Origin of the sequence: Amycolatopsis sp. lyj-112 (genome assembly GCF_046549055.1) — a bacterium.
Taxonomy (GTDB): Bacteria; Actinomycetota; Actinomycetes; order Mycobacteriales; family Pseudonocardiaceae; genus Amycolatopsis.
The window spans coordinates 365,084-385,872 of sequence record NZ_JAJPWS010000006.1; the positions used below are offsets into that span (position 1 = coordinate 365,084).

Annotated in this window: 8 protein-coding genes; 1 reads left to right on the forward strand and 7 read right to left on the reverse strand. The window is 70.6% G+C overall.

Annotation, left to right across the window (positions count from 1 at the left end; genetic code table 11):
• Positions 1-21: 21 nt before the first annotated feature.
• From ACLJRL_RS22575 to ACLJRL_RS22600, 6 genes are all read right to left on the reverse strand, one after another.
• Complete coding sequence (locus tag ACLJRL_RS22575) at positions 22-11,679, reverse strand: SDR family NAD(P)-dependent oxidoreductase (RefSeq protein ID WP_410658223.1); 11,658 nt, start codon at positions 11,677-11,679, stop codon at positions 22-24.
• Between the two features lie 349 nt (positions 11,680-12,028).
• The gene (locus tag ACLJRL_RS22580) at positions 12,029-13,558 is read right to left on the reverse strand and encodes a long-chain-fatty-acid--CoA ligase (RefSeq protein ID WP_410658224.1); all 1,530 of its coding nucleotides are present in this window, start codon (positions 13,556-13,558) and stop codon (positions 12,029-12,031) included.
• Between the two features lie 13 nt (positions 13,559-13,571).
• Complete coding sequence (hemA, locus tag ACLJRL_RS22585) at positions 13,572-14,780, reverse strand: 5-aminolevulinate synthase (RefSeq protein ID WP_410658225.1); 1,209 nt, start codon at positions 14,778-14,780, stop codon at positions 13,572-13,574.
• A complete protein-coding gene (locus ACLJRL_RS22590) occupies positions 14,777-16,366 on the reverse strand; it encodes an AMP-binding protein (protein ID WP_410658226.1) in 1,590 nt (529 codons plus the stop codon). The genes hemA and ACLJRL_RS22590 overlap by 4 nt, the downstream gene beginning before the upstream one ends.
• 93 nt (positions 16,367-16,459) lie before the next feature.
• Positions 16,460-17,668 (reverse strand): glycosyltransferase, encoded by a 1,209-nt coding sequence (locus ACLJRL_RS22595; RefSeq protein WP_410658227.1) that lies wholly within the window; start codon positions 17,666-17,668, stop codon positions 16,460-16,462.
• 35 nt (positions 17,669-17,703) lie between these two features.
• On the reverse strand, positions 17,704-19,026 hold the full coding sequence (locus tag ACLJRL_RS22600) for a UDP-glucose dehydrogenase family protein (RefSeq protein WP_410658228.1): 1,323 nt from the start codon (positions 19,024-19,026) through the stop codon (positions 17,704-17,706).
• A 304-nt stretch (positions 19,027-19,330) separates the two neighbouring features.
• On the opposite strand from ACLJRL_RS22600, the gene ACLJRL_RS22605 reads away from it, so the two are divergent.
• The gene (locus tag ACLJRL_RS22605) at positions 19,331-19,822 is read left to right on the forward strand and encodes a hypothetical protein (protein ID WP_410658229.1); all 492 of its coding nucleotides are present in this window, start codon (positions 19,331-19,333) and stop codon (positions 19,820-19,822) included.
• Between the two features lie 59 nt (positions 19,823-19,881).
• Here the strand turns inward: ACLJRL_RS22605 and ACLJRL_RS22610 are convergent, their stop codons facing one another.
• Positions 19,882-20,637 carry a thioesterase II family protein gene (locus tag ACLJRL_RS22610; protein ID WP_410658230.1) on the reverse strand — a complete coding sequence of 252 codons (756 nt, stop codon included), beginning with the start codon at positions 20,635-20,637 and terminating at the stop codon, positions 19,882-19,884.
• Between the last annotated feature and the right edge of the window lie 152 nt (positions 20,638-20,789).

The window sequence follows — 20,789 nt, forward strand, 5'->3', positions numbered from 1 at the left end:
CGCAGCTCCAGGGTGTTCGCGTCAGGCGGGTTCGGAAGCGTCGAAAGCGAGTTCGATCAGCCGGTCGGCGTCCATCTCGTCGATGTCCGCCCCGGACGGGGTTTCGGCGGGCCGGTAGCCGGGATCGGCCAGGCGCGTCAGCAGTTCCAGGACACCGGCATCGCGAAGCCGATCGAGCGGCACCGCGGCCAGCGCGGCGCCGATCTTGGCCACCTCGCCGTCTTCGGCGCTCCCGGTGTCCGGGACCAGGTGTTCACCCAGCAGCTCGACGAGCGCGGTGGGCGTGGGGTGGTCGAAGACGACGGTGGCGGGCAGGCGCAGCCCGGTCGCCGCGTTCAGCCGGTTGCGGAGTTCGACCGCGCTCAGGGAGTCGAAACCCAGTTCACGGAACGCCTGCCGGACGCCGACCTGATCCGGCGCGGCGAAACCGAGCACGGCCGCGACATGGCCTCGCACGAGATCGAGCAGTGCGCGACCGCGTTCGGCGGGCGTCAAGAGCGCGAGCCGGTCGGCCAGCCCCGACGTCTCCGCGGCGACCGCCGCGCGACGCATCGGTGCCCGGACGAGTCCCCGCAACAGGGGCGCCACCTCGTCGGCGCCGCGGAGCGCGTCGAGGTCGATGTGCATCGGCAGCGGTGCGGGTTCGTAGCCCACCCGTGCGGCGTCGAGCAAGGCCAGGCCGTCCTCTGTGGACAGTGGCGCCATCCCGGACCGCTTGAGCCGGGCCAGGTCCGCTTCACCGAGGTGACCGGTCATTCCACTGAGCTGGGCCCAGAAACCCCAGGCCAAGGACACGCCGGGCAGGCCGAGCGCGCGACGATGCCGGGCCAGCGAGTCCAGGAAGGTGTTGGCCGCCGCGTAGTTTCCCTGTCCGGCGTCGCCGAACGCACCCGCGGCCGAGGAGAACAGCACGAACTCGGCGAGGTCCGCGTCGCGGGTCAGTTCGTGCAGGTTGACCGCGGCGTCGACCTTGGGCCGCAACACCTTCGCCAGCCGTTCCGGAGTGAGTGCCGCGACCAGTCCGTCATCGAGAACACCGGCCGCGTGGACGACGCCGGTCAGCGGATGCCCGGCCGGGACGGTGGCGAGCAAGGCCGCCAGCGCGGTCCGGTCGGCCGCGTCGCAGGCGGCGATCGTGACGGTGGCTCCGGCGGCGGTCAGGTCGGCTTCCAGTTCCGCCATTCCCCCGGCGGCCCGGCCACGCCGCCCGACGAGCAGGAGATGCCGCACCCCGTGTTCGGCGACCAGGTGCCGGGCGACCAGCGCGCCCAGGGTCCCGGTGGCGCCGGTGACCAGCACGGTTCCTTCGGAGTCCATGGTGGACGGAAGGGTCAGGACGTTCTTGCCGACATGCTTGGCCTGGCTCATCAGCCGGAACACCTCCGGCGCGCGGCGGACGTCCCAGGCGGTGGTCCGCGGCAGCGTCAGCACATCGGCGTCGAACAGCGCGAGCAGTTCGGCGAGGATCTCGCCGATGCGCGGCCGTCCGGCGTCGAGCAGGTCGAAGGCCCGGTAGGTGACGCCGGGGTGGTCGGCGGCCACCTTGCCCGCGTCGCGGATGTCGGTCTTGCCCATCTCCACGAACCGGCCGCCCGGGCCGAGCATCCGCAGTGAGGCGTCGACGAATTCCTTGGCGAGCGAGTCCAGCACGACGTCCATCGCGCCGAACCGGTCTTCGAAGTCGACCGAACGGGACGACGCGATGTGGTCGTCGTCGAAGCCCAGTTCCCGCAGTACAGCCCACTTTCCGGGGCTGGCCGTCGCGAACACCTCGGCTCCCCGGTGCCGGGCGAGCTGGATCGCCGCCATCCCGACGCCGCCGGTCGCCGCGTGGATCAGCACCTTGTCGCTCGGGCCGAGGCCGCCGAGGTCGACGAGCCCGTAGTGCGCGGTGAGGAAGACGACCGGCAGCGCGGCCGCGTCGGTGAACGACCAGCCGGCGGGCATCTTCGCCACGGTGCGCCGGTCGGCGATCGCGAGCGGGCCGAACGCGCCGTCGAACAGGCCGAAAACGCGGTCGCCCGGCTTCAGATCCGTGACGGCGGAACCGGCCTCGGTGACGATGCCGGCGCCCTCGCTGCCCATGACCGCGTTGTCCTCGGGGTACATGTCGAGCGTGATCAGCACGTCACGGAAGTTGATCCCGGCGGCACGCACCGCCACGCGGACTTCGCCTTCCGCGAGCGGCCGGACGGCGTCGGGTGCCGGGACGAGCGCCAGGCCTTCCAGGGTGCCGCGCCGGGTGGCGTCCAGGGCCCAGGCGGGTTCGGCGGGCGGGGTCAGTGTGCCGTCGGCGGAAGCCTTGGCGAGCCGGGGAACGAGCAGTTCTCCGTGGCGCACGGCCAGCTGGGCTTCGCCGGTGGCCAGGACTTCCGCGAAGTCCGGCTCACCATCGGCGTCGAGAAGGACGAACCGGTCGGGGTTCTCCGCCTGCGCGGACCGCACCAGGCCCCAGGCCGTGGCGGCCCCGAGGTCGCGGACGTCGTCGTCCGCCACCGCACCCGACGTGAGGAAGACCAGCCGTGAGCCGGCGAAACGGTCGTCATCGAGCCAGGTCCGGACGAGGTCCAGCACTCGCGCGGTGGCGCGGTGCACGACCTCGGTCAGGTCACCGGTCTCGGACTTCACCGGCACGACCACCACGTCGGGAACCTCGGCGAGGGAAGTGAGGTCGCCGTTCGCCAGCGTCGTGATGGACGGCGTGCTCGTGCTCTCGGGCGCGGTCACCGGCGTCCAGCCGACCCGGAACAGCGAATCGGGCTGCCGGGTGCCGAGCCGGCCGGCGTCGACCGGCCGTGTGACCAGGCCTTCGACCGTGGCGACCGGTGCTCCGGCCGGGTCCGCCAGTGTCAGCGAGACCGCGTCCTCGGCGCGGGTGAGCCGGACCCGCAGTGCGGTGGCGCCGACGGCGTGCACCGTGACACCGGTCCAGGCGAACGGCAGTTCCGCCGCGCCGCCGGGCTGACCGGCGCCGATGGCGTGCAGGGCGGCGTCGAGCAAAGCCGGGTGCAGCGCGAACCTGTCGGCGTCGGAAGTCTCGGCTTCGGACAACGCGACCTCGGCGAAGACGGAGAAGTCGCGGCTCCAGGCCGCTCGCAGGCCCTGGAACGCCGGACCGTAGCCGTAACCCTGCTCGGCCGCGTCGTCGTAGTAGCCGTCGAGATCGATCCGCGATGCTCCGGCGGGCGGCCATTCGGTCAGGCTCTCGCCGTCGCTTCCGCCGGGTGAAAGGAAACCGGAGGCGTTCCGGGTCCAGACTTCGCCGTCTTGGGAGTGGACGGTGATCTCTCGTCGTCCGTCCACTTCGGATCCCAGGACGACCTGAATCCGCACTCCGCTCTCGGCGGGCAGGACCAGCGGGGCTTCGAGGGTGAGTTCGTCGATCCGGCCGTAGCCGACCTGCGCCCCGGCCTGCAACGCGAGTTCCACGAACGCCGTACCCGGCAACAGAACGGTGTCGAGTACCGCGTGGTCGGCCAGCCACGGCTGGGACGACGTCGACAGCCTGCCGGTGAGCAGCGTTCCGCCCGAGCCCGGCAGTGCGGTCGCGGCGGTGAGCAGCGGATGGCCGGTGGCGCCGAGCCCGAACCCGGCGGCGTCGCCCGGTCCTCCGGCGTCGGTGAGCCAGAACTCCTGATGCTGGAAGGCATACGTCGGCAGGTCGACCCGGCCGGCTTCCGGCAGGACGGTGTCCCACTCGGGGCTGAGCCCGTGCGCGTGCGCCTCCGCCAACGACGTGACGAACCGGGTCGGGCCGCCTTCCTCGCGGCGAAGGCTGCCCAAGGCGACGGCGTCTTCGCTGATCTCCGTGACCCCGGCGGTCAGCACCGGATGCGGGCTCGACTCGACGAAGAACCGGAACCCGTCGGCCAGCAGGCGGCGCACGGTCTGGTCGAAGTGGACGGTCTGGCGGAGATTGCGGAACCAGTAGCCCGCGTCGAGTGTCGTGGTGTCGATCGGTTCGCCGGTCACCGTCGAGTACATCGGCACGGTGGCCTCACGCGGCTCGATACCGGTCAAAGCGGCCATCACGTCCTGTTCGATCGCGTCGACGTAGGCCGAGTGCGACGCGTAGTCCACCGGGAGGCGTTTCGCCCGCACGTCCCCGACTTCGCAGCGTTGGACGAGGGCGTCCAGCCCGGCGATGTCTCCCGACACGACCACGGCGGCCGGGCCGTTCACCACGGCCACGGAGACGCCATCGGGCAGCAGTTCCCGGACGCGCTGTTCCGGCGCCGCGACCGACACCATGCCGCCGAGCCCGGACAGCGCCAGGATCGCCTTGCTGCGCAGGCACACCACGCGGACGGCGTCGTCGAGCGAGAGGGCACCGGCCACGTACGCCGCCGCGATCTCACCCTGGGAATGCCCGATCACCGCGGCGGGCTCGATACCGCACGCACGCCACAGCCGGGCCAGCGAGACCATCACCGCGAACAGCACGGGCTGGACGACGTCCACGCGTTCCAGCGCGGTGGTGTCGGACAGGACATCGGTCAGCTTCCAGTCCACATGGGACAACAGCGCGTCTTCGCATTCGGCCATCGACTCCGCGAAGACCGAGGAGGAGCCCAGCAGGTCCACGGCCATCCCGGTCCACTGGGAACCCTGCCCGGGGAAGACGAAGGCGGTCTTGCCGGTCTCGGCGACCGCGGTCACCACCTGCGCCGCGGGCTCGCCGTCCGCCAGGGCACGCAGTCCGGTCAGCAGCCCGGAACGGTCTCCGGCGACGACCACGGCCCGGTGTTCCAGCGACGGCCGCGACACGGCCAGCGCGCGGGCCACCGCGGGCAGCGCGGCCTCGTCGAGGTGATCCGCGAGCCTCGCCGCCTGAGCGCTCAGCGCGGCGGCGGTCTTGCCGGACAGTACGAACGGGAACACGTCACTGCCGAGCGGCCCAGTGTCCGAAGTGGACTCCACCGGCTCGGCCGAGGGTTGCTCGAGGATCACGTGCGCGTTGGTCCCGCTGATCCCGAACGACGACACCGCCGCCCGGCGCGGCCTGTCGTGCTCCGGCCAGGGCATCGGCTCGACGAGCAACGACACCGCGCCGGCCGTCCAGTCCACCTTGGTCGTCGGAGTGCCGACGTTGAGCGTGCGGGGCAGCACACCGTGACGCATGGCCTGCACCATTTTGATGATCCCGCCGACCCCGGCCGCCGCCTGAGTGTGGCCGAGGTTCGACTTGAGCGAGCCCAGCCACAGCGGCCGCTCGCGGTCCTGGCCGTAGGTCGCCAGCACGGCCTGCGCCTCGATGGGATCCCCCAGGGGGGTGCCGGTACCGTGCGCCTCGACCGCGTCGACGTCCTGTGTGGACAGACCGGCGCTCGCCAGGGCCTGCCGGATCACGCGCTGCTGGGACGGGCCACTGGGCGCGGTCAGGCCGTTCGACGCGCCGTCCTGGTTGACCGCGCTGCCCCGGACCACCGCGAGGATCTGGTGGCCGTTGCGCCGGGCGTCGGACAGCCTCTCCACCAGAAGCATGCCGACGCCTTCGCTCCACACCGTGCCGTCGGCACCGTCCGAAAAGGACTTGCAACGACCGTCCGGCGCGAGCCCGCGCTGACGGCTGAAGTCCACGAAGACCTCGGGCGTGGCCATCACGGTCACCCCGCCCGCCAGCGCCATCGAGCATTCGCCGCGCTGCAACGCCTGCGCGGCCAGGTGGAGAGCGACCAGCGAGGACGAGCAGGCGGTGTCGATGGTGACCGCCGGACCTTCCAGCCCGAAGGTGTAGGAGACGCGTCCTGAGTGGATGCTGGCCGACGTCCCATTGCCCAGGTAGCCCTCGACGTCGTCCGGCACGCGGTTCAGGCCGGTCGCGTAGTCGTGGTACATCACCCCGGCGAAGACACCGGTCGTGCTGCCGCGCAAGGAATGCGGATCCATCCCGGCCCGCTCGACGGCCTCGTACGAGACCTCCAGCAAGAGCCGCTGCTGCGGATCCATCGCCAGCGCCTCACGCGGCGAGATCCCGAAGAACGTGGGATCGAACTGTCCGGCCTCGTGCAGGAACCCGCCCTCACGCACGTAAGTCGTGCCCCGGTGATCGGGATCGGGGTGGTAGACGCCGGCCGTGTCCCAGCCACGGTTCTCCGGGAACCGCGAGATGCCGTCGTCTCCCTCCGCGACCAGCCGCCACAGGTCCTCGGGGGTGGTGACGTCGCCCGGGTAGCGGCAGGCCATGCCGATGATCGCGATCGGCTCGTCGGTCACGGTAGGCGCTGTGACCTCTTCGGCAGCGGTGCCGCCGCCGAGTTCGGCGGCCAGGAACGTGGCGACCGCCTGGGGATTCGGGTGGTCGAACACCAGGGTCGGGGTGATCCGCAGCCCGGTCGCGACACTGAGCCGGTTGCGCAGTTCCACCGCGGCGAGCGAATCGAAGCCGACTTCGTTGAACGCGCGCAGCGGTTCGACGGCGTTCGCGTTCGGGTGGCCGAGCACCGCGGCCACGGTGGCCCGGACGAGGTCGAGCAGGCCGGCCTCGTCGAGCACGCTCTTGGCCGCCGGAGTGGGCCGGGCGACGCGGACCAGTCCGGTGAGCACGGCGGGAAGTCCTTCGGCGGTGGCCCGGGCACGCAGGGCGGCGAGGTCCATCCGCATCGGCAGCAGCACGGGCCGGTCCGCGGCGAGTGCCGCGTCGAACAGCGCGAGTCCGTCCACTTCGGACAACGCGCCCTGGCCGGACCGCTCGATGCGGCGCAGCTCCACGTCGTCGAGGCGGCCGCCCATGCCGGTGGCCTCGGCCCACAGACCCCAGCCGAGTGCGATTCCCGGGAAACCGTCTGAGCGGCGGCGGGTCGCCAGCGCTTCGAGGAACGCGTTCGCGGCGGCGTAGTTGGCCTGCCCGGCGCCGTCGAAAGTGGCCGCAGAGGAGGAAAACAGTACGAACGCCGAGAGGTCGAGATCCCGGGTCAGGTCGTCAAGGACGAGCGCACCGGTCACCTTGGGCCGCAGAACGGCTTCGAGCCTGCCGCGGTCGAGTGTGGTGACGGTCCCGTCGTCGAGCACACCGGCGGTGTGGACGACGGCCGTGAGTGGGTGTTCCCCCGGGATCGCGGCGAGTACGCCCGCGACCGCGGCGCGGTCGGCGATGTCGCAGGCGGCGACGGTGACGTCCGCGCCGAGCGCGGCGAGTTCGCCGACAAGGTCCCGAGCGCCGTCTGCGGCGAGGCCCCGGCGGCTCGCCAGTACCAGCCGCCGGACACCGTGCCGCTCGACCAGATGCCGGGCCAGCAACCCGGCGAGACCCCCGGTACCGCCGGTGATCAGCACCGTTCCCGTCGCGTCGAATCCCGCGGGTTCCGGGCTCGGCACCCGGATCACGCGGGGCGCGAACACGGAACCCTCGCGGACGGCCACTTCGGGCTCGTCCGAAGCCAACGCGGCGGCCAGCTGGGATTCGCCGGAGACGTCCGCCAGCACCAGCCGTCCGGGGTTCTCCGCCTGAGCCGAGCGCACCAGCCCCCATACCGCGGCCAGCCCGGGGCGAGGAAGGTCGGTGGCGACGGCGCCATCGGTGAGGAGCGCCAGTTTCGCCGCCGAGAACCGTTCTTCGGCCAGCCAGGACCGGACGAGGTCGAGAGCACGGCCGGTCGTCTCGGCCGGATCGCCGTCGTCGCACCGGATCGCCACCACCGGGGGCACGGTCTCCCCCACGGCGTCGAGATCCGGGTAGACCCGGTACTCCACGGCCGCGACGGTTTCGGGGAGCGGAATCCAGTCGACGCCGAACAAAGCGCCGTCGCGAGCACGGCGTCCCGACGGCGCTGGGCGCAGCGACAGCCTCTCGACGGTCGCGATCGCGGTGCCCGCACCATCGGCCACCTGCATCGAAACCGAGTACGTGCCGGGTTCACCGCTGGGCGAGTAGTCACCCAACCGCACTCGGAGGACGTCGGCGGCGTGGGCGTGCAGGGTCGCGCCGGACCAGATGAACGGCAGCGCGGCGGGCCCACCCCCGTCGGCGGGGCCGAGTTCCAGGGCGTGCAACGCCGCATCGAGCAACGCCGGGTGTATCCCGAAGGCGCTCAGCTCACCCTGGATCTCCGGGACAGCGGCGACTTCGGCGTACATCTCGTCGCCGGAACGCCACGCCGCGCGCAAGCAGCGGAAGGCGGGACCGTAGTCGAGACCGGAGTCGGCGAGCCGCTGGTAGACGTCGGAGAGGTCGAGCGCGTCCGCACCGGCGGGCGGCCATTCCGCGAACCCGAACGCCGGTTCCGCCGCGGTGACCGGGAAAGAACCGGAAGCGCACCGCGTCCAGTCGTCGTCTTCCGTGGCACGGAAGAACACCTGGACCGCGTCGTCGCTGACCGAAACCTGGACCTGCACTCCGGCGGGCGGAATGACCAGCGGTGCTTCCAAGGCCAGGTCTTCGACCCCGGCGAAACCCGCCAGTTCCGCGGCCCGCAACGCCACTTCGAGCAGCGCCGTGCCGGGGAGCACCACTTCGCCGGCCACCACGTGGTCGGCCAGCCAGGGCTGGGTGAGCGGGGAAAGCCTGCCGGTGAGCACCAGGGCGCCGTCTTCGGCGCGGGTGATCGAGGCACGCAGCAGCGGGTGCCCGGTGGCGCCGAGACCGAACGCGGCGGGCTCGCCGGTGGCGTCCGGGGTCGTCAGCCAGTAGCGCTGCTTGTCGAAGGCGTATGTCGGCAAGTCGACTTTCGTCAGCTCGCCGAAGACGTTCCTCCACTCCAACGTCGTGCCGCGGACGTGCAGTGCCGCCAGCGAACCGGCGAGGCTGAGCGCTTCCGGCCGGTCCCCGCGCAGACTCGGGACCAGAACCGGGCTCTCGGTGAATTCGTCGGTGAACTCCTCGACGCATTCGGCGGCCATCGGGGTCAGCACGGCGTCCGGCCCGAGTTCGAGGATCGTGCCGACGCCCAGTTCGTACAGCCGCCGCACTCCGTCGGCGAAGCGCACCGGACGGCGGACGTGCTCCGCCCAGTACTCCGGCGACGTCTCGGTGATCAGCTCACCGGACACAGTGGACACCAGCGGGATCTTCGGCGGGTGGAAGGTGAGCACCTCGGCGAACCGCCGGAACTCCTCCAGCATCCCGTCCATCTGATGTGAGTGGAAGGCGTGGCTCACCTTGAGCCGTTTGGTCTTGCGCCCGGCGAAGGCCTCGGCGAACTCCGTCACCGCGTCCTCGTCGCCGGAGACGACCACCGAGCGGGGACCGTTGACGGCCGCGAGGGACAGCCGGTCGCCCAGCAGCGGCAGGACTTCGGACTCCTGCGCTTGGACGGCGAGCATCGCGCCGCCTTCGCGCGTCTCCTGCATCAGACGTCCTCGCGCGGCGACGAGCGCGGCGGCGTCCGCGAGGGAAAGCACACCGGCGACGTGCGCGGCCGACAGCTCGCCGATGGAATGCCCGGCGACGTAATCGGGGCGCAGACCCCAATGCTCATAGAGCCGGAACAGCGCGACCTCGACGGCGAACAGCGCGCACTGCGCGTATTCGGTGCGGTGCAGCAGTTCGGCTTCCTCAGTGCCCTCCTCGGCGAACAACACCTCGGTGAGCGGACGGTCCAGCTGCAGGTCGAGATGGTCGCAGACGTCGTCGAAGGCAGTGGCGAAAACCGGGAACCGGCGGTGGAGTTCGCGGCCCATCCCGGATCGCTGGCTGCCCTGGCCGGTGAAGACGATCCCGACGCGGGCCGGTCCTTTCGCACTGCCCCGGACGACACCGGGGAGATCAGTTCCGGCCGCGAGCGCGTCCAGTCCCGCCAGCAATCCCTCACGGTCCGAGGCCGCCACGACTGCCCGCCGTTCGAGCGCGGAACGGGTGGTGGCCAGGGCCGCGGCGACGGCGGGCAGGTCGGTGTCCGGCCCGACTCGCTCGCGCAACCGGATCGCCTGACGCCGCACCGCGTTCTCGTCCCGACCGCTGACCGCGAACAGCCAGGCCGGCCAGTCCGCGGGAGTCGCTTCCGGTTCGGGTTCCACCGGTGCCTGTTCGAGGACGGCGTGCGCGTTGGTGCCGCTCATCCCGAACGACGACACCCCGGCCCGGCGCGGTGCCCCGGTCTCCGGCCACGGCGTGGGTTCGGCGAGCAGCTCGACGTCTCCGGACGACCAGGCGACCTTGCGCGTGGGCTCCTCGGCGTGCAGCGTCCGCGGCAGCAGTCCGTGCCGCATCGCCTGCACCATCTTGATCACCCCGGCCACACCGGCCGCGGACTGGGTGTGCCCGATATTCGACTTGACCGAGCCCAGCAGCAACGGCCGTCCGGATTCGCGACCGCGACCGTAGGTGGCCAGGAGCGCCTGTGCCTCGATGGGATCACCCAGGACGGTCCCGGTGCCGTGCGCCTCCACGACGTCCACTTCGGACGGTTGGAGCCGCGCGTTCGCCAGTGCCCGGCGGATCACCCGCTGCTGCGCGGGACCGCTGGGCGCGGTGAGCCCGTTGCTCGCGCCGTCGGAGTTGATCGCCGTGCCGCGGACGACCGCGAGTACGGTGTGCCCGTTGCGCCGGGCGTCGGAAAGCCGCTCCAGCAAGAGCATTCCGACGCCTTCGGACCAGCCGGTGCCGTCGGCCGCCGCCGAGAACGGTTTGCAGCGCCCGTCCGGCGCCAGCCCGCGCTGACGGCTGAACGCGAGGAACCCGCCGGGGCTCGACATCACCGCGACACCGCCGGCCACCGCGATCGGGCATTCGCCCAGCCGCAGGGCCTGCCCGGCCAGATGCAGCGCCACCAGCGACGACGAACACGCGGTGTCCACGGTGACGGCCGGTCCCTCGAAACCGAAGGCGTAGGAAATGCGGCCGGACGCGACGCTCGCCGCGTTGCCGGTCAGCAGGTAACCCTCGAGTCCTTCTTCCGCACCGCCGAGACGCGGCCCGTACTCCTGCGTCTCCGCGCCGACGAAGACCCCGGTGGCACTCCCCCGCAGGGTGGCCGGATCGATCCCGGCCCGTTCGAAGACCTCCCAAGAGGTTTCGAGCAGCAGCCGCTGCTGCGGGTCCATCGCCAGCGCCTCACGCGGCGAGATCCCGAAGAACTCCGCGTCGAAATCCCCGGCGCCGTCGAGGAAACCACCGCGCCGGGTGTAGGTCTTGCCGGGCACACCGGGATCGGGGTCGTACAACGACTCCACGTCCCAGCCGCGGTCCCCGGGGAACTCCGATGTCGCGTCACCACCCTCGGCGAGCAGACGCCAGAGGTCCTCGGGCGAAGAAATCCCACCCGGATAGCGGCAGGCCATCCCGATGATCGCGATCGGCTCGTCGTCCACCACCGGGACGAACACCTCGGCCACGGTCTCCGTCTCGCCGGAAAGCTCGTCGCGCAGGAACCCCGCGAGCGCCGCCGGAGCCGGGTGGTCGAAGGCGAGGGTCACCGGCAGATCGAGCCCGGTCGCCTCGGTCAGGCGCCGGTGCAGTTCCACGGCGGCCAGGGAATCGAACCCGAGATCGGCGAACGGCGTCCCGGCCTCGACAGCGCCGTCGTACCCGCCGCCGGGCTTGCCGGCCAGCACCGTCTCGGTCTCGGCGACGATCAGTGCGGCGAGCAGCCGGTGTCGTTCCCCGTCGGCGGTCCGGTCGAATTCGGCCAGCACCGTGGCCCACTCCGGCCGAACACGCCGAGGTCGCACAATCAGTTCGTCTCGCATGGTCCGCATTTCGGGTTCGAGGGTGGGGACTCGGCCGGTTCGGGCCTCCGACACACCGAAGCTAGCCCGGGAACCGACCCCTTTCGCACCCCTATGCGCCCCTTACCGAGCTGCTTTCCGCGCTTTTGAGGGGGCAGCGGGCGAGAGGTGGGCCTGCCGCGAAAGCCACTTTCGGGGCGTCGCATGATGCTGTTGGCGAACTCGCTGCCGGGGTCATTCATGGTCCGCGTGGATCCCTGTACCGAGGCAGACGACGCACGTGACCAGAGGGACGGCACACCCGCAGCCGGAGTTCCTCCTAGTGTCGTCCATCCACACACGCGTGTCGTCCATCCACACACGCGTGTCGTCCATCTGGACACGCGTTCCGTCCATCCAGCCCTCAGGGTCACCCAGCGGGCGGTCAGCGGGCGAGGCGGGCGGCCAGCTCTCGCTTGAGCACCTTGCCGCTCGGGCCCAAGGGCAGGGCGTCGACGAATTCGACGCGCCTGGGGTACTTGTAGGCGGCGACGTGCTCCTTGCTCCAGGCGATGAGTTCCGCCTCGAGGTCCACGCCGGGGGCCTGCCGGGCGATCACCACGGCGCAGACCTCTTCGCCGTACCGGTCGTCGGGAACGCCGACGACGGCGACCTGGGCGATCGCCGGGTGTCGCGCCAGCACTTCTTCCACCTCGCGCGGGTACACGTTGTAGCCGCCGCGCAGGATCATGTCCTTCTTACGATCCACAAGGGACAGATAACCGTCGGCGTCCTTCGATCCGAGGTCGCCCGTGCGGAACCAGCCGTCCACGATCGCGGCGGCCGTGGCCTCCGGCCGGTTCAGATAGCCCGCCATCACGTTGTGCCCGCGCACGACGATCTCGCCGACCTCGCCCGCGGGCAGCGGCTCGATCCGCTCCTCGGTCTCGGCCCGCGCGATCTCGACGTCCACGCCCCAGATCGGCCTGCCCACCGTGCCCGCGCGGCGGGGCCACGCGCGCTGGTTGTAGGCCACCACCGGCGAGGTCTCGGTCAGGCCGTAGCCCTCGTAGATCGGGCAGTCGAAGACGGCCTCGAACTTCTCCAGCAGCGCCACCGGAAGCGAGGAGCCGCCGGAAAAGGCCCGGTCGAGTTTGGGCCGCCGTGGGTCTTGGGCCGCCGCTTCGAGCAGCGCGACGTACATCGTCGGCACGCCCATGAACAGCGAACAGTTCTGGGTCACCATCAGCTCCAGCGCCTGCCGCGCGTCGAAGCGCGACATCAGCACCATCGTCGCGCCCGCCCGGAAACAGGTGGCCATCCCGCAGATCTGGCCGAAGGTGTGGAACAGCGGAAGACCACCGAGGAGGACGTCGTCGGCGTGGAAATCGAACGGGGACAGCATGGTGGTACCCACGTTCATCACGATGCTGAAATGGGTCAGCATCGCGCCCTTGGGCTTGCCGGTGGTCCCCGAGGTGTAGAGGATCAACGCCAGATCGGCCGGATCCCGGGGTTCGTAGTGCTCGACAGGTTCGACGTCGGCGGCGAGCGCGTCGAGCCGGGGCCGTCCGGAATCGCGTTCTTCCAGCAAGGTCAGGACATCCACACCCGCTGCCTCCGCCGCTTTGCCTCCCTGCTCCAGCAAGGAGGCTCCGCAGACCAAGGCGCGCGCGTCGCAATCGGTGAGAATGTAGGCGATCTCGTCCGCCACCAGGAGCGTGTGCACCGGTACCACCACGGCACCGCGCGCCAACGCTCCGAAGTAGACCATCGGGAATTCCGGCGTGTTCGGCAGAAGCAGCACGATCCGGTCGCCGGCGTCGATCCCCTGGTCCCGGAACGCGGCGGCGTACCGCCTCGCCCCTGCCCAGAGGTCCCGGTAGGAGAACGGTTCGCCGTCGAAGACCAGCGCCGGGTGTTCCGGCCGCCTGCCCGCCGAATCGGCGAGGACGGCGGCCACGGACAACGACATGTGAGCCTCCGGGCTACGAACGCGAAAGGCCGACGTCCAGCCAGATCTGGTCCAGCGCGTCGACCATCTTCTGCACGTCGGCACCGGTGTGCACCGCCGACGGCGCCGTGCGCAGGATCTCCTGTCCCAGCGGGACACTCGGCGCGTTGATCGACTGGATGTAGATACCGTGCCGCTCCAGCAGAAGCTCGTGCACCTTCTTGCACAGCGCGTCGTCGCCCACCAGGATCGAGACGATGTGGGATTCGTCGGACAGGAACGGGATCCCGCGTTCGGCCAGCAGCTTGTGCAGCAACTGCGCGTTGTCGGCGAGGATCTCCCGCTCCCGGTCCGAGGCACGGAGGTGCCGGACGGCGGCGAGCGCGCCCGCGGCCACGGCGGGCGGGAGCGCGGTGGTGAAGATGAACGACCGCGAGTAAGTGCGGACGGCGTCGATCAGCGACGACGGCCCGGCGATGTACCCGCCGGTGGTGCCGAAACCCTTGGCCAGGGTGCCCATGACGACGGTGAACTCGTCGGCGATTCCCTCCCGTGCGGCGATTCCCGCGCCTTCGGGGCCGTACATCCCGACGGCGTGCACCTCGTCCATATAGGTCATCGCGTCGTACTGGCGGGCGAGGGCGGCGAACTCGGCCAGCGGCGCGACGTCACCGTTCATCGAGTAGACGGACTCGAACACGATCATCTTCGGCCGGTCCGCCGGTGCGGCGGCGAGCAGTTCGGCGAGGTGCGCGACGTCGTTGTGCCGGAAGATCTTCTTCTCCGCGCCACTGTGCCGCAGCCCGTCGATGATCGAGGCGTGGTTCTTCTCGTCGGAGAAGACGATGCAGTTCTCCGGGCGGCCGGCGAGCACCGACAGCGAACCGTCGTTGGCGGTGTAGCCGGAAGTGAACAGCAGCGCGTCCTCTTTGCCGTGCAGTTCGGCCAGTTCACGTTCCAGCGCCACGTGGAAGTGGTTGGTACCGGCGATGTTGCGCGAACCGCCCGCGCCCGCGCCGAACGTGTCGACGGCGCGCTTCATCGCCGCGAGCACGTCCGGGTGCTGGCCCATGCCGAGGTAGTCGTTGCTGCACCAGACGTTGATCTCGGCGAGCTCGTCGCCCTGGTCGTACCGGCTGGCCGTCGGGAATCGCCCGGCCTGCCTGCCGATCTCCAGGAAGTCCCGTTTCTGGAGGGTCTCGCCCCGCATGGTGCTCTGGAAGGATTCCAGGTACGTGGTCATGACGTCATCTCGCTCTCTGGCTTGGCGTGACTGGGGTTCGTGACCGGACGCCGGTTCGTCTTCGTCCGGGTGCTCGCCTCTTCACGCAGGCGGAGCTTGTCCGGTTTGCCGGCGTCGGTCAGCGGAAGCTCGGCGCGGAGACGGATCTCCGCCGGTACGTGGCTGGGGGAAAGCCCGCGGGCGACGTGCGCGGCCAGGTCGGCGGGATCGACGTCCCGGCCCCGGCGCGGCACCGCGATCGCGTGCATGTACTCGACGTTGTCCTCGTCGGCGACCCCGAACACCGCGGCCTGCGCGACGTCCGGATGTGCCAGCAGTACGTTCTCCACCTCGGCCGGATAGACCTTGATGCCGTTGGTCTTGATCATGTCGGCGAGCCTGTCGACCAGGTACAGGTAGCCGTCGGCGTCGAGGTAGCCGACATCGCCGGTGTGCAGCCAACCGTCGATGAGCACGCGCGAGGTCAGGTCGGGCTGCTTCCAGTAGCCGTCCATCATCATCGGCGAGCGGACGCAGATCTCGCCGATCCGCCCGGCGGGAACCTCGTGCCGCACATACGGATCGCGGATGCTCACCTGGACGAACGGGACCGCTTTGCCCACCGTGGTCAGCAACTCCGGCTTGAGGTGCTCCTCCGGCGAGAGCGCGGCGATCACCCAGCTTTCGGTGGTGCCGTAGATCTGGATCAGTTTCGCGCCGAACACCTCGGCCGCCTGGGAAAGCCGCACCGGGGAAGCGGGGCTGCCGCCGTAGTAGAGCTCGCGCAGGCTGGAATGGTCGGTACCGGCCAGCGCGGGGTGGTCGAGCAGGTCGTAGAGCTGCGGGGTGGCCAGGTACACGCGGTTGACCTGGTGGCGCTCGACGGCGGCGAGAACCTCGCCCGCGTCGAACCCCTCGTGCAGGATCACCGTGCCACCGGAGGCGACCGCGTCGTCCACAGTGGACGAGACGGAGTGGCTGAGCGGGGTGGTGACGAGCATCGTGCACCGCTGGGTCATATGCCGCGCCTTGGCCACGACGGCGCCCAGGCCGCCGAAACCGCGGCCGATTCCCTTGGGCCGCCCGGTCGTCCCGCTGGTGTAGGTCAGGACGGCGGTTCCGTCGGCCTTCGCTTCGACCTCGCCTGCGGTACCGGTGATGTCGGCGACGTCTTCCCCGAAGTCCCCGAACGCCACCAGGATCGCGGGCTCCGCCATCCGATCGCGGATCTCCCTGGCACGGGCCAGGTTCGCCGCGTCGGTGAGCAGGACGGTGGCACCGGTGTCGTCGACGATGTCGACCTGCGTGGCGACCGGCAGTTCGTCCAGCGGGTCGGCCGCGTTGATCCCGCGCAGGTGCACCACGGTGGCGCCGATCAGGTTCGCCGCGTACCGGCCGATCAGGGTCGCCGGGCTGTTCCCCACGGTCAGCAGCGCCACCACACCGGTCTCGCCGATCCCCCGCTCCCGCAACGCGGCCCCCGCGCCGGTGATCGCGGCGGCGAGCCCGGCCGAGGTCAGCACCTCGTCACCGGCCCGCAGCGCGACTTCGTCCGGGCGCGCGGAGAGCACCTCCAGCAACTGGCCGACGTAGTGATCGATCTGCACCGCTCTGCTCCATTTCCACGGATCGCCCGTGTTCGGTCCGCCGATTCAACGTAAAGTCGGCCGAGACGCGCCGACACCCCTTAGGCCCCCTAGTCAGCCCCGTGCGAGGGACTCCAGGTGCGCCACCGCGGCTTCGACCCCGGGCAGGGTCAGGCTCCGCCGCTGGGCGCGGGCGACGGTCGCGGCGATCGACGCGTCCGCCAGCACGGCGCGGCAGGTTTCGGCGACGGCTTCCGGTGTGGTGGCCGGGATCTGCTTGCCGAACCCGAGTTCCTCGATCCGCTTCGCGTTGTGCGGCTGGTCACCGAACTGCGGCAGCGCCGCCATCGGCACCCCGGCGCGAAGCGACTCGCGGATGCTGTTGTACCCGGCGTGGGTGAGGAACAGCTGCGCGCATTCGAGCAGCAGCGGCTGCGGCATGCGCTCGACCACGAGTACGTTCTCGCCGACCTCGACGTCGCCGATCGGGAAACCGGCGGTCGCCACGACGGCGGAGCAGTCCACCCGGGACAGACCGCCGATGAGGGCCCGCACGGTGACGTCCGGGTCTTCCATCTCTTCGGGCGGCTCGATGTTGAACGCCTTGAACGCGCCGAGCATCGGGAGCGCGGTCCCCACCGACGCGAGGACGAGCGGCCGGTCCGTGGGCAGCGCGGCGATCTCCGGCGGGAGCACCTCGCCGGTGGCCACTTCGGACGGCTGGCGATACGTGAACGGCTCGCCCAGGTCGAAGGCCGCGAACGAAGAAGCGACCGGGAGGCAGTCGAACCGGCCGTACCGGTGCACCATCCCGGCGTCCGGTTCCGAGGCCAGGCCCAGTTCCTGGCGCCGCTCGTTCAGCGGATCCACCAGGCCGGCCGGGTCGATCATGTTGCCGGCGCCCGAAGGTGCGCTGATGTAGGGAACGCCGAGTTGCTCGGCGACCAGCGCGCCGGACAGTTCGGCGCCGTCACGCAGTACGACGTCCGGCTGGAACTCTTTGGCCAGCGGGTAAAGCTTCTGGTAGGCGGTGGTGACGTGCGGGCCGCTCGCGGTGGCGATCAGCTGCTCGCGCGTGTCCAGCTTCCTGCGCGGGGCGCCGCCCGCTTCGGCCTGTTCGCGTTCCTGGACCATCCGGCCGATCGCTTCGACCATCCCCGGCAGCACCGGCTCGATCCGCATCAGCCCCGGCTCGAAGACGTCGGCGAGCTCCGGCGGGGTGACGACCAGGACCTCGTGGCCCGCCTTCGCCGCCGCGCGCGCCAGCGGCAGCACCGCCCGCGCGTGGCCCTGCGAGCCCGTCACGGTGCACAAAACCCGCATGGGGTCCACCTTTCGTGTCTGTCCTTTGAGGATGTTCAGGGAACGAGAACCGGGTCGACCGGCGGCCTGCCGAAGCCGCGCCACGCGATCCCGGAGCGGCTCAGCGCGTCGGGGTCGAGGTGGTTGCGGGTATCGATCACGACAGCGCCTTCGAGAAGCCCGGCGATCCGCGGCCAGTCGAGCGCGCGGAACTGCGGCCATTCGGTCAGCAGCACCAAGGCCGCCGCGTCTTTCGCGACGTAGTAGGGGTCGTCGACCACGCGTACCCCGTCGATCGGCGGTTCGTTGCCGGTGAGACCCGGGTCGTAGCCGGTCAGTTCGGCGCCGCGCGCGGCGAGCAGCCGGGCGACACTGAGCGCCGGCGAATCCCGCAGATCGTTGGTGTTGGCCTTGAAGGTCAGCCCAAGCAGGCCGATCCGAAGCCCGGTCAGCTCGGCGCCGGGTTCGCGTCCACAAGCGACGGCGACCCGCTCGACGACCCGGACGGCCTGCTGCGCGTTGCCGGCGATGACCTCGTCGAGCAGGCCGAAGCCGAAGCCCGCGACGTCGGCGACCTGCTTGAGCGCCATGGTGTCCTTGGGCAGGCACGATCCGCCCCAGCCGGGCCCCGGCGAGAGGAACGTCGGCCCGATCCGGCGGTCGTAGCCCATGCCCTCGGTGACGTCGCCGATGTCGGCGTTCAGCCGCTCGCACAATTCGGCGATGGCGTTCACATAGGACAGTTTCGTGGCCAGGAAGCAGTTGGCGGCGTACTTCACCATCTCCGCGCTGGCCGCGTCGGTCAGCACCGTGGGCGCGCCCAGACGGGCGTAGAGCGCGGCGACCCGTTCGGCCGGGCCGCGGGTGTCCGAACCGACGACGATGCGGTCCGGGTTCAGGAAGTCGTGGACGGCGGTGCCCTCGCGGAGGAACTCCGGATTGCTCACCACCGCGATATCGGGCCTGCCCAGCAGCGTGGCGACCCGGGCAGCGGTGCCGACGGGCACGGTCGATTTGTTCACCAGCACGCACCCCACCGAAAGCACGTCGCGGACCTCGGTCGCCACGGCGATGACGGCGGAGAGGTCGGCCATCCCGCCCTCCCCCATCGGCGTCGGCACGCAGAGGAAGACCGCTTCCGCGTCGGCCACCGCGTCGGCGGCGGACGCGACGAACGTGAGCCTGCCCGCGGCGATGCCTTCGGCGACCAGTTCGGGCAGGTCCTTTTCCAGAATGTCGACTTCACCCCGCCGGAGCCGGTCGAGCTTGGCCCGGTCGGAATCGGTGCACCTGACCCGGTGCCCCAGCGAGGCGAGACACGCCGCGGTGGTCAGGCCGACATATCCGGCACCGACGACGGCCACTTGGTAGGAATGCAACGCGAGACACCTTTCAGGCGGCGAAATCCGGCTGCGAATTCCGCACGAACGATTTCGATCGCGATAGCCGCTCGGGACGAGGGAATTCCAACCCGGCCGATGTTTCCGACCCTAGAATCGGGTTCCGCGGGCCAACAACCCCTAGCGACCGGAGCCCACCCCTAATCAGGGGCGACCCGGCCGGGTGGAGCGGAGAATTCCACCCGGACGTCAACCCGTGGTTGGTCGTCGCCCGAGGCCCCGCCTCCTACGCTCTGAAGCGATACCGAAGAAACCGGTCGCCCACAGCCGAGGAGAGTGCGCAGTGGACACCAGCACGCTGATCAACATCGCGGTCGCCATCGGGGTCGTGATCTACGTGATCTACCAGCGCATGAGCTGGAAGCCGCTGGAGAACGTCGAAATCTGGGGTGGCCCGCTCACGCTGGTCGCGATCGGCGTCATCCAGATGCGGCACCTGGACGCGTCGATCAGCGCCACCGACATCGTCTTCCTGGGCGTGGGCCTGCTCGTCTCGCTGCTGGGCGGAGCGGTGATGGGCGCGATGACCCAGCTCCAGCGGCGCGGGGACAAGATCTTCCAGCGGATCGGCGCCCTGGGCCTGGCGGTCTGGGTGGGCCTGCTGCTGGTCCGCGGGATCCTCGGCGTGATCGGGCATTTCGCCGGCGCGACGCTGACCTCCGGCGGCGGCACCATCCTGCTGTCGCTCGGTGCGAACCTGATGGCACTGACGCTGGTGCTGTCCGCCCGCGTCGGCGGGACGAAGGCCATCAGCGGCGGCATGCAGCAGCGCTGATCCCCCGGCTCGTACGTCGAAAGGCCTCCCCGCTGCCGAGCGGGAGGCCTTTCGGCGTTTCACCAGCGGTTTCCCTCGATCACCGCCGCGACGGCCTCGGCGAGTTCCTCCCGCTGGGCGTCCAGGCAGCTGTGGCCACCGGGGAAGACTTGAAAGTCGAAGGCGCCGGTGGTGTGTTCGTGCCAGGCCCGCGCCTCGTCGATCGACACCGTCGGATCGCTGTCGCCCACGAGCACGGTGACCGGGCAGCGCAGCGGTGGCGACGGCTCGGGGCGATAGGCGGCGAACGCCCGGAAATCGGCCCGGATGACCGGCAAAGCGGCCTTGAGCAGCACCTCGTCCTGAGGTGCCGTGGCTTCGCCCGCCGAGGACAACTCCACGACGAGGTCGTGGTCGGAGAGCAGGTGAAGACCCACTTCGCGGGGCCGGGACGGGGCCCGGCAGCCGGACACGATCAACGCCGCCGGACTCCCGGTGAGCACCTGCTCGAGACGCCGGGCGACCTCGAACCCTACGAGCGCGCCCATCCCGTGGCCGTACACCGCGACCGGGTCCGCGTCCCACGGGCTGAGCGCGTGGGTCACCTGATCGGCTAATTCCGCGATATCCCGCGCACACGGTTCGGCGGCCCGGTCCTGCCGACCGGGATATTGCATGGCGAGTACTTCGACCTCGGGCGCGAGCGCGCCGGAAAGCGGGAAGAACGCATTCGCGGCCTCGCCCGCATCGGGCAGGCATACCAATCGCGGTGCCGACGGCCCGCCGGGATGAAAAACGCGGACCCAGTTCGCGGCGCCGCCACTCCGAGCGGTCATCGTGGTATTCCTCCGAAAAGGGATGAGTTCGGCGCGAGGGCCAAGGTGACCGCATTCTTTCGCCTCGGCGAACACTAACCGCCCGCTTCCGGCGGGAACAACCCTCGGAGATCAACCTCGTACCAACGGTGACCGGATTTCCACCCCCGGAA

Excerpts from the sequence above, each read along its gene's own strand:
- ACLJRL_RS22580 (WP_410658224.1), bottom strand. The coding sequence starts at position 13,558 with ATGTCGTTGTCCGTGGCCGCCGTCCTCGCCGATTCGGCGGGCAGGCGG.
- ACLJRL_RS22610 (WP_410658230.1), bottom strand. The coding sequence starts at position 20,637 with ATGACCGCTCGGAGTGGCGGCGCCGCGAACTGGGTCCGCGTTTTTCAT.
- ACLJRL_RS22595 (WP_410658227.1), bottom strand. The coding sequence starts at position 17,668 with ATGCGGGTTTTGTGCACCGTGACGGGCTCGCAGGGCCACGCGCGGGCG.
- hemA (WP_410658225.1), bottom strand. The coding sequence starts at position 14,780 with ATGACCACGTACCTGGAATCCTTCCAGAGCACCATGCGGGGCGAGACC.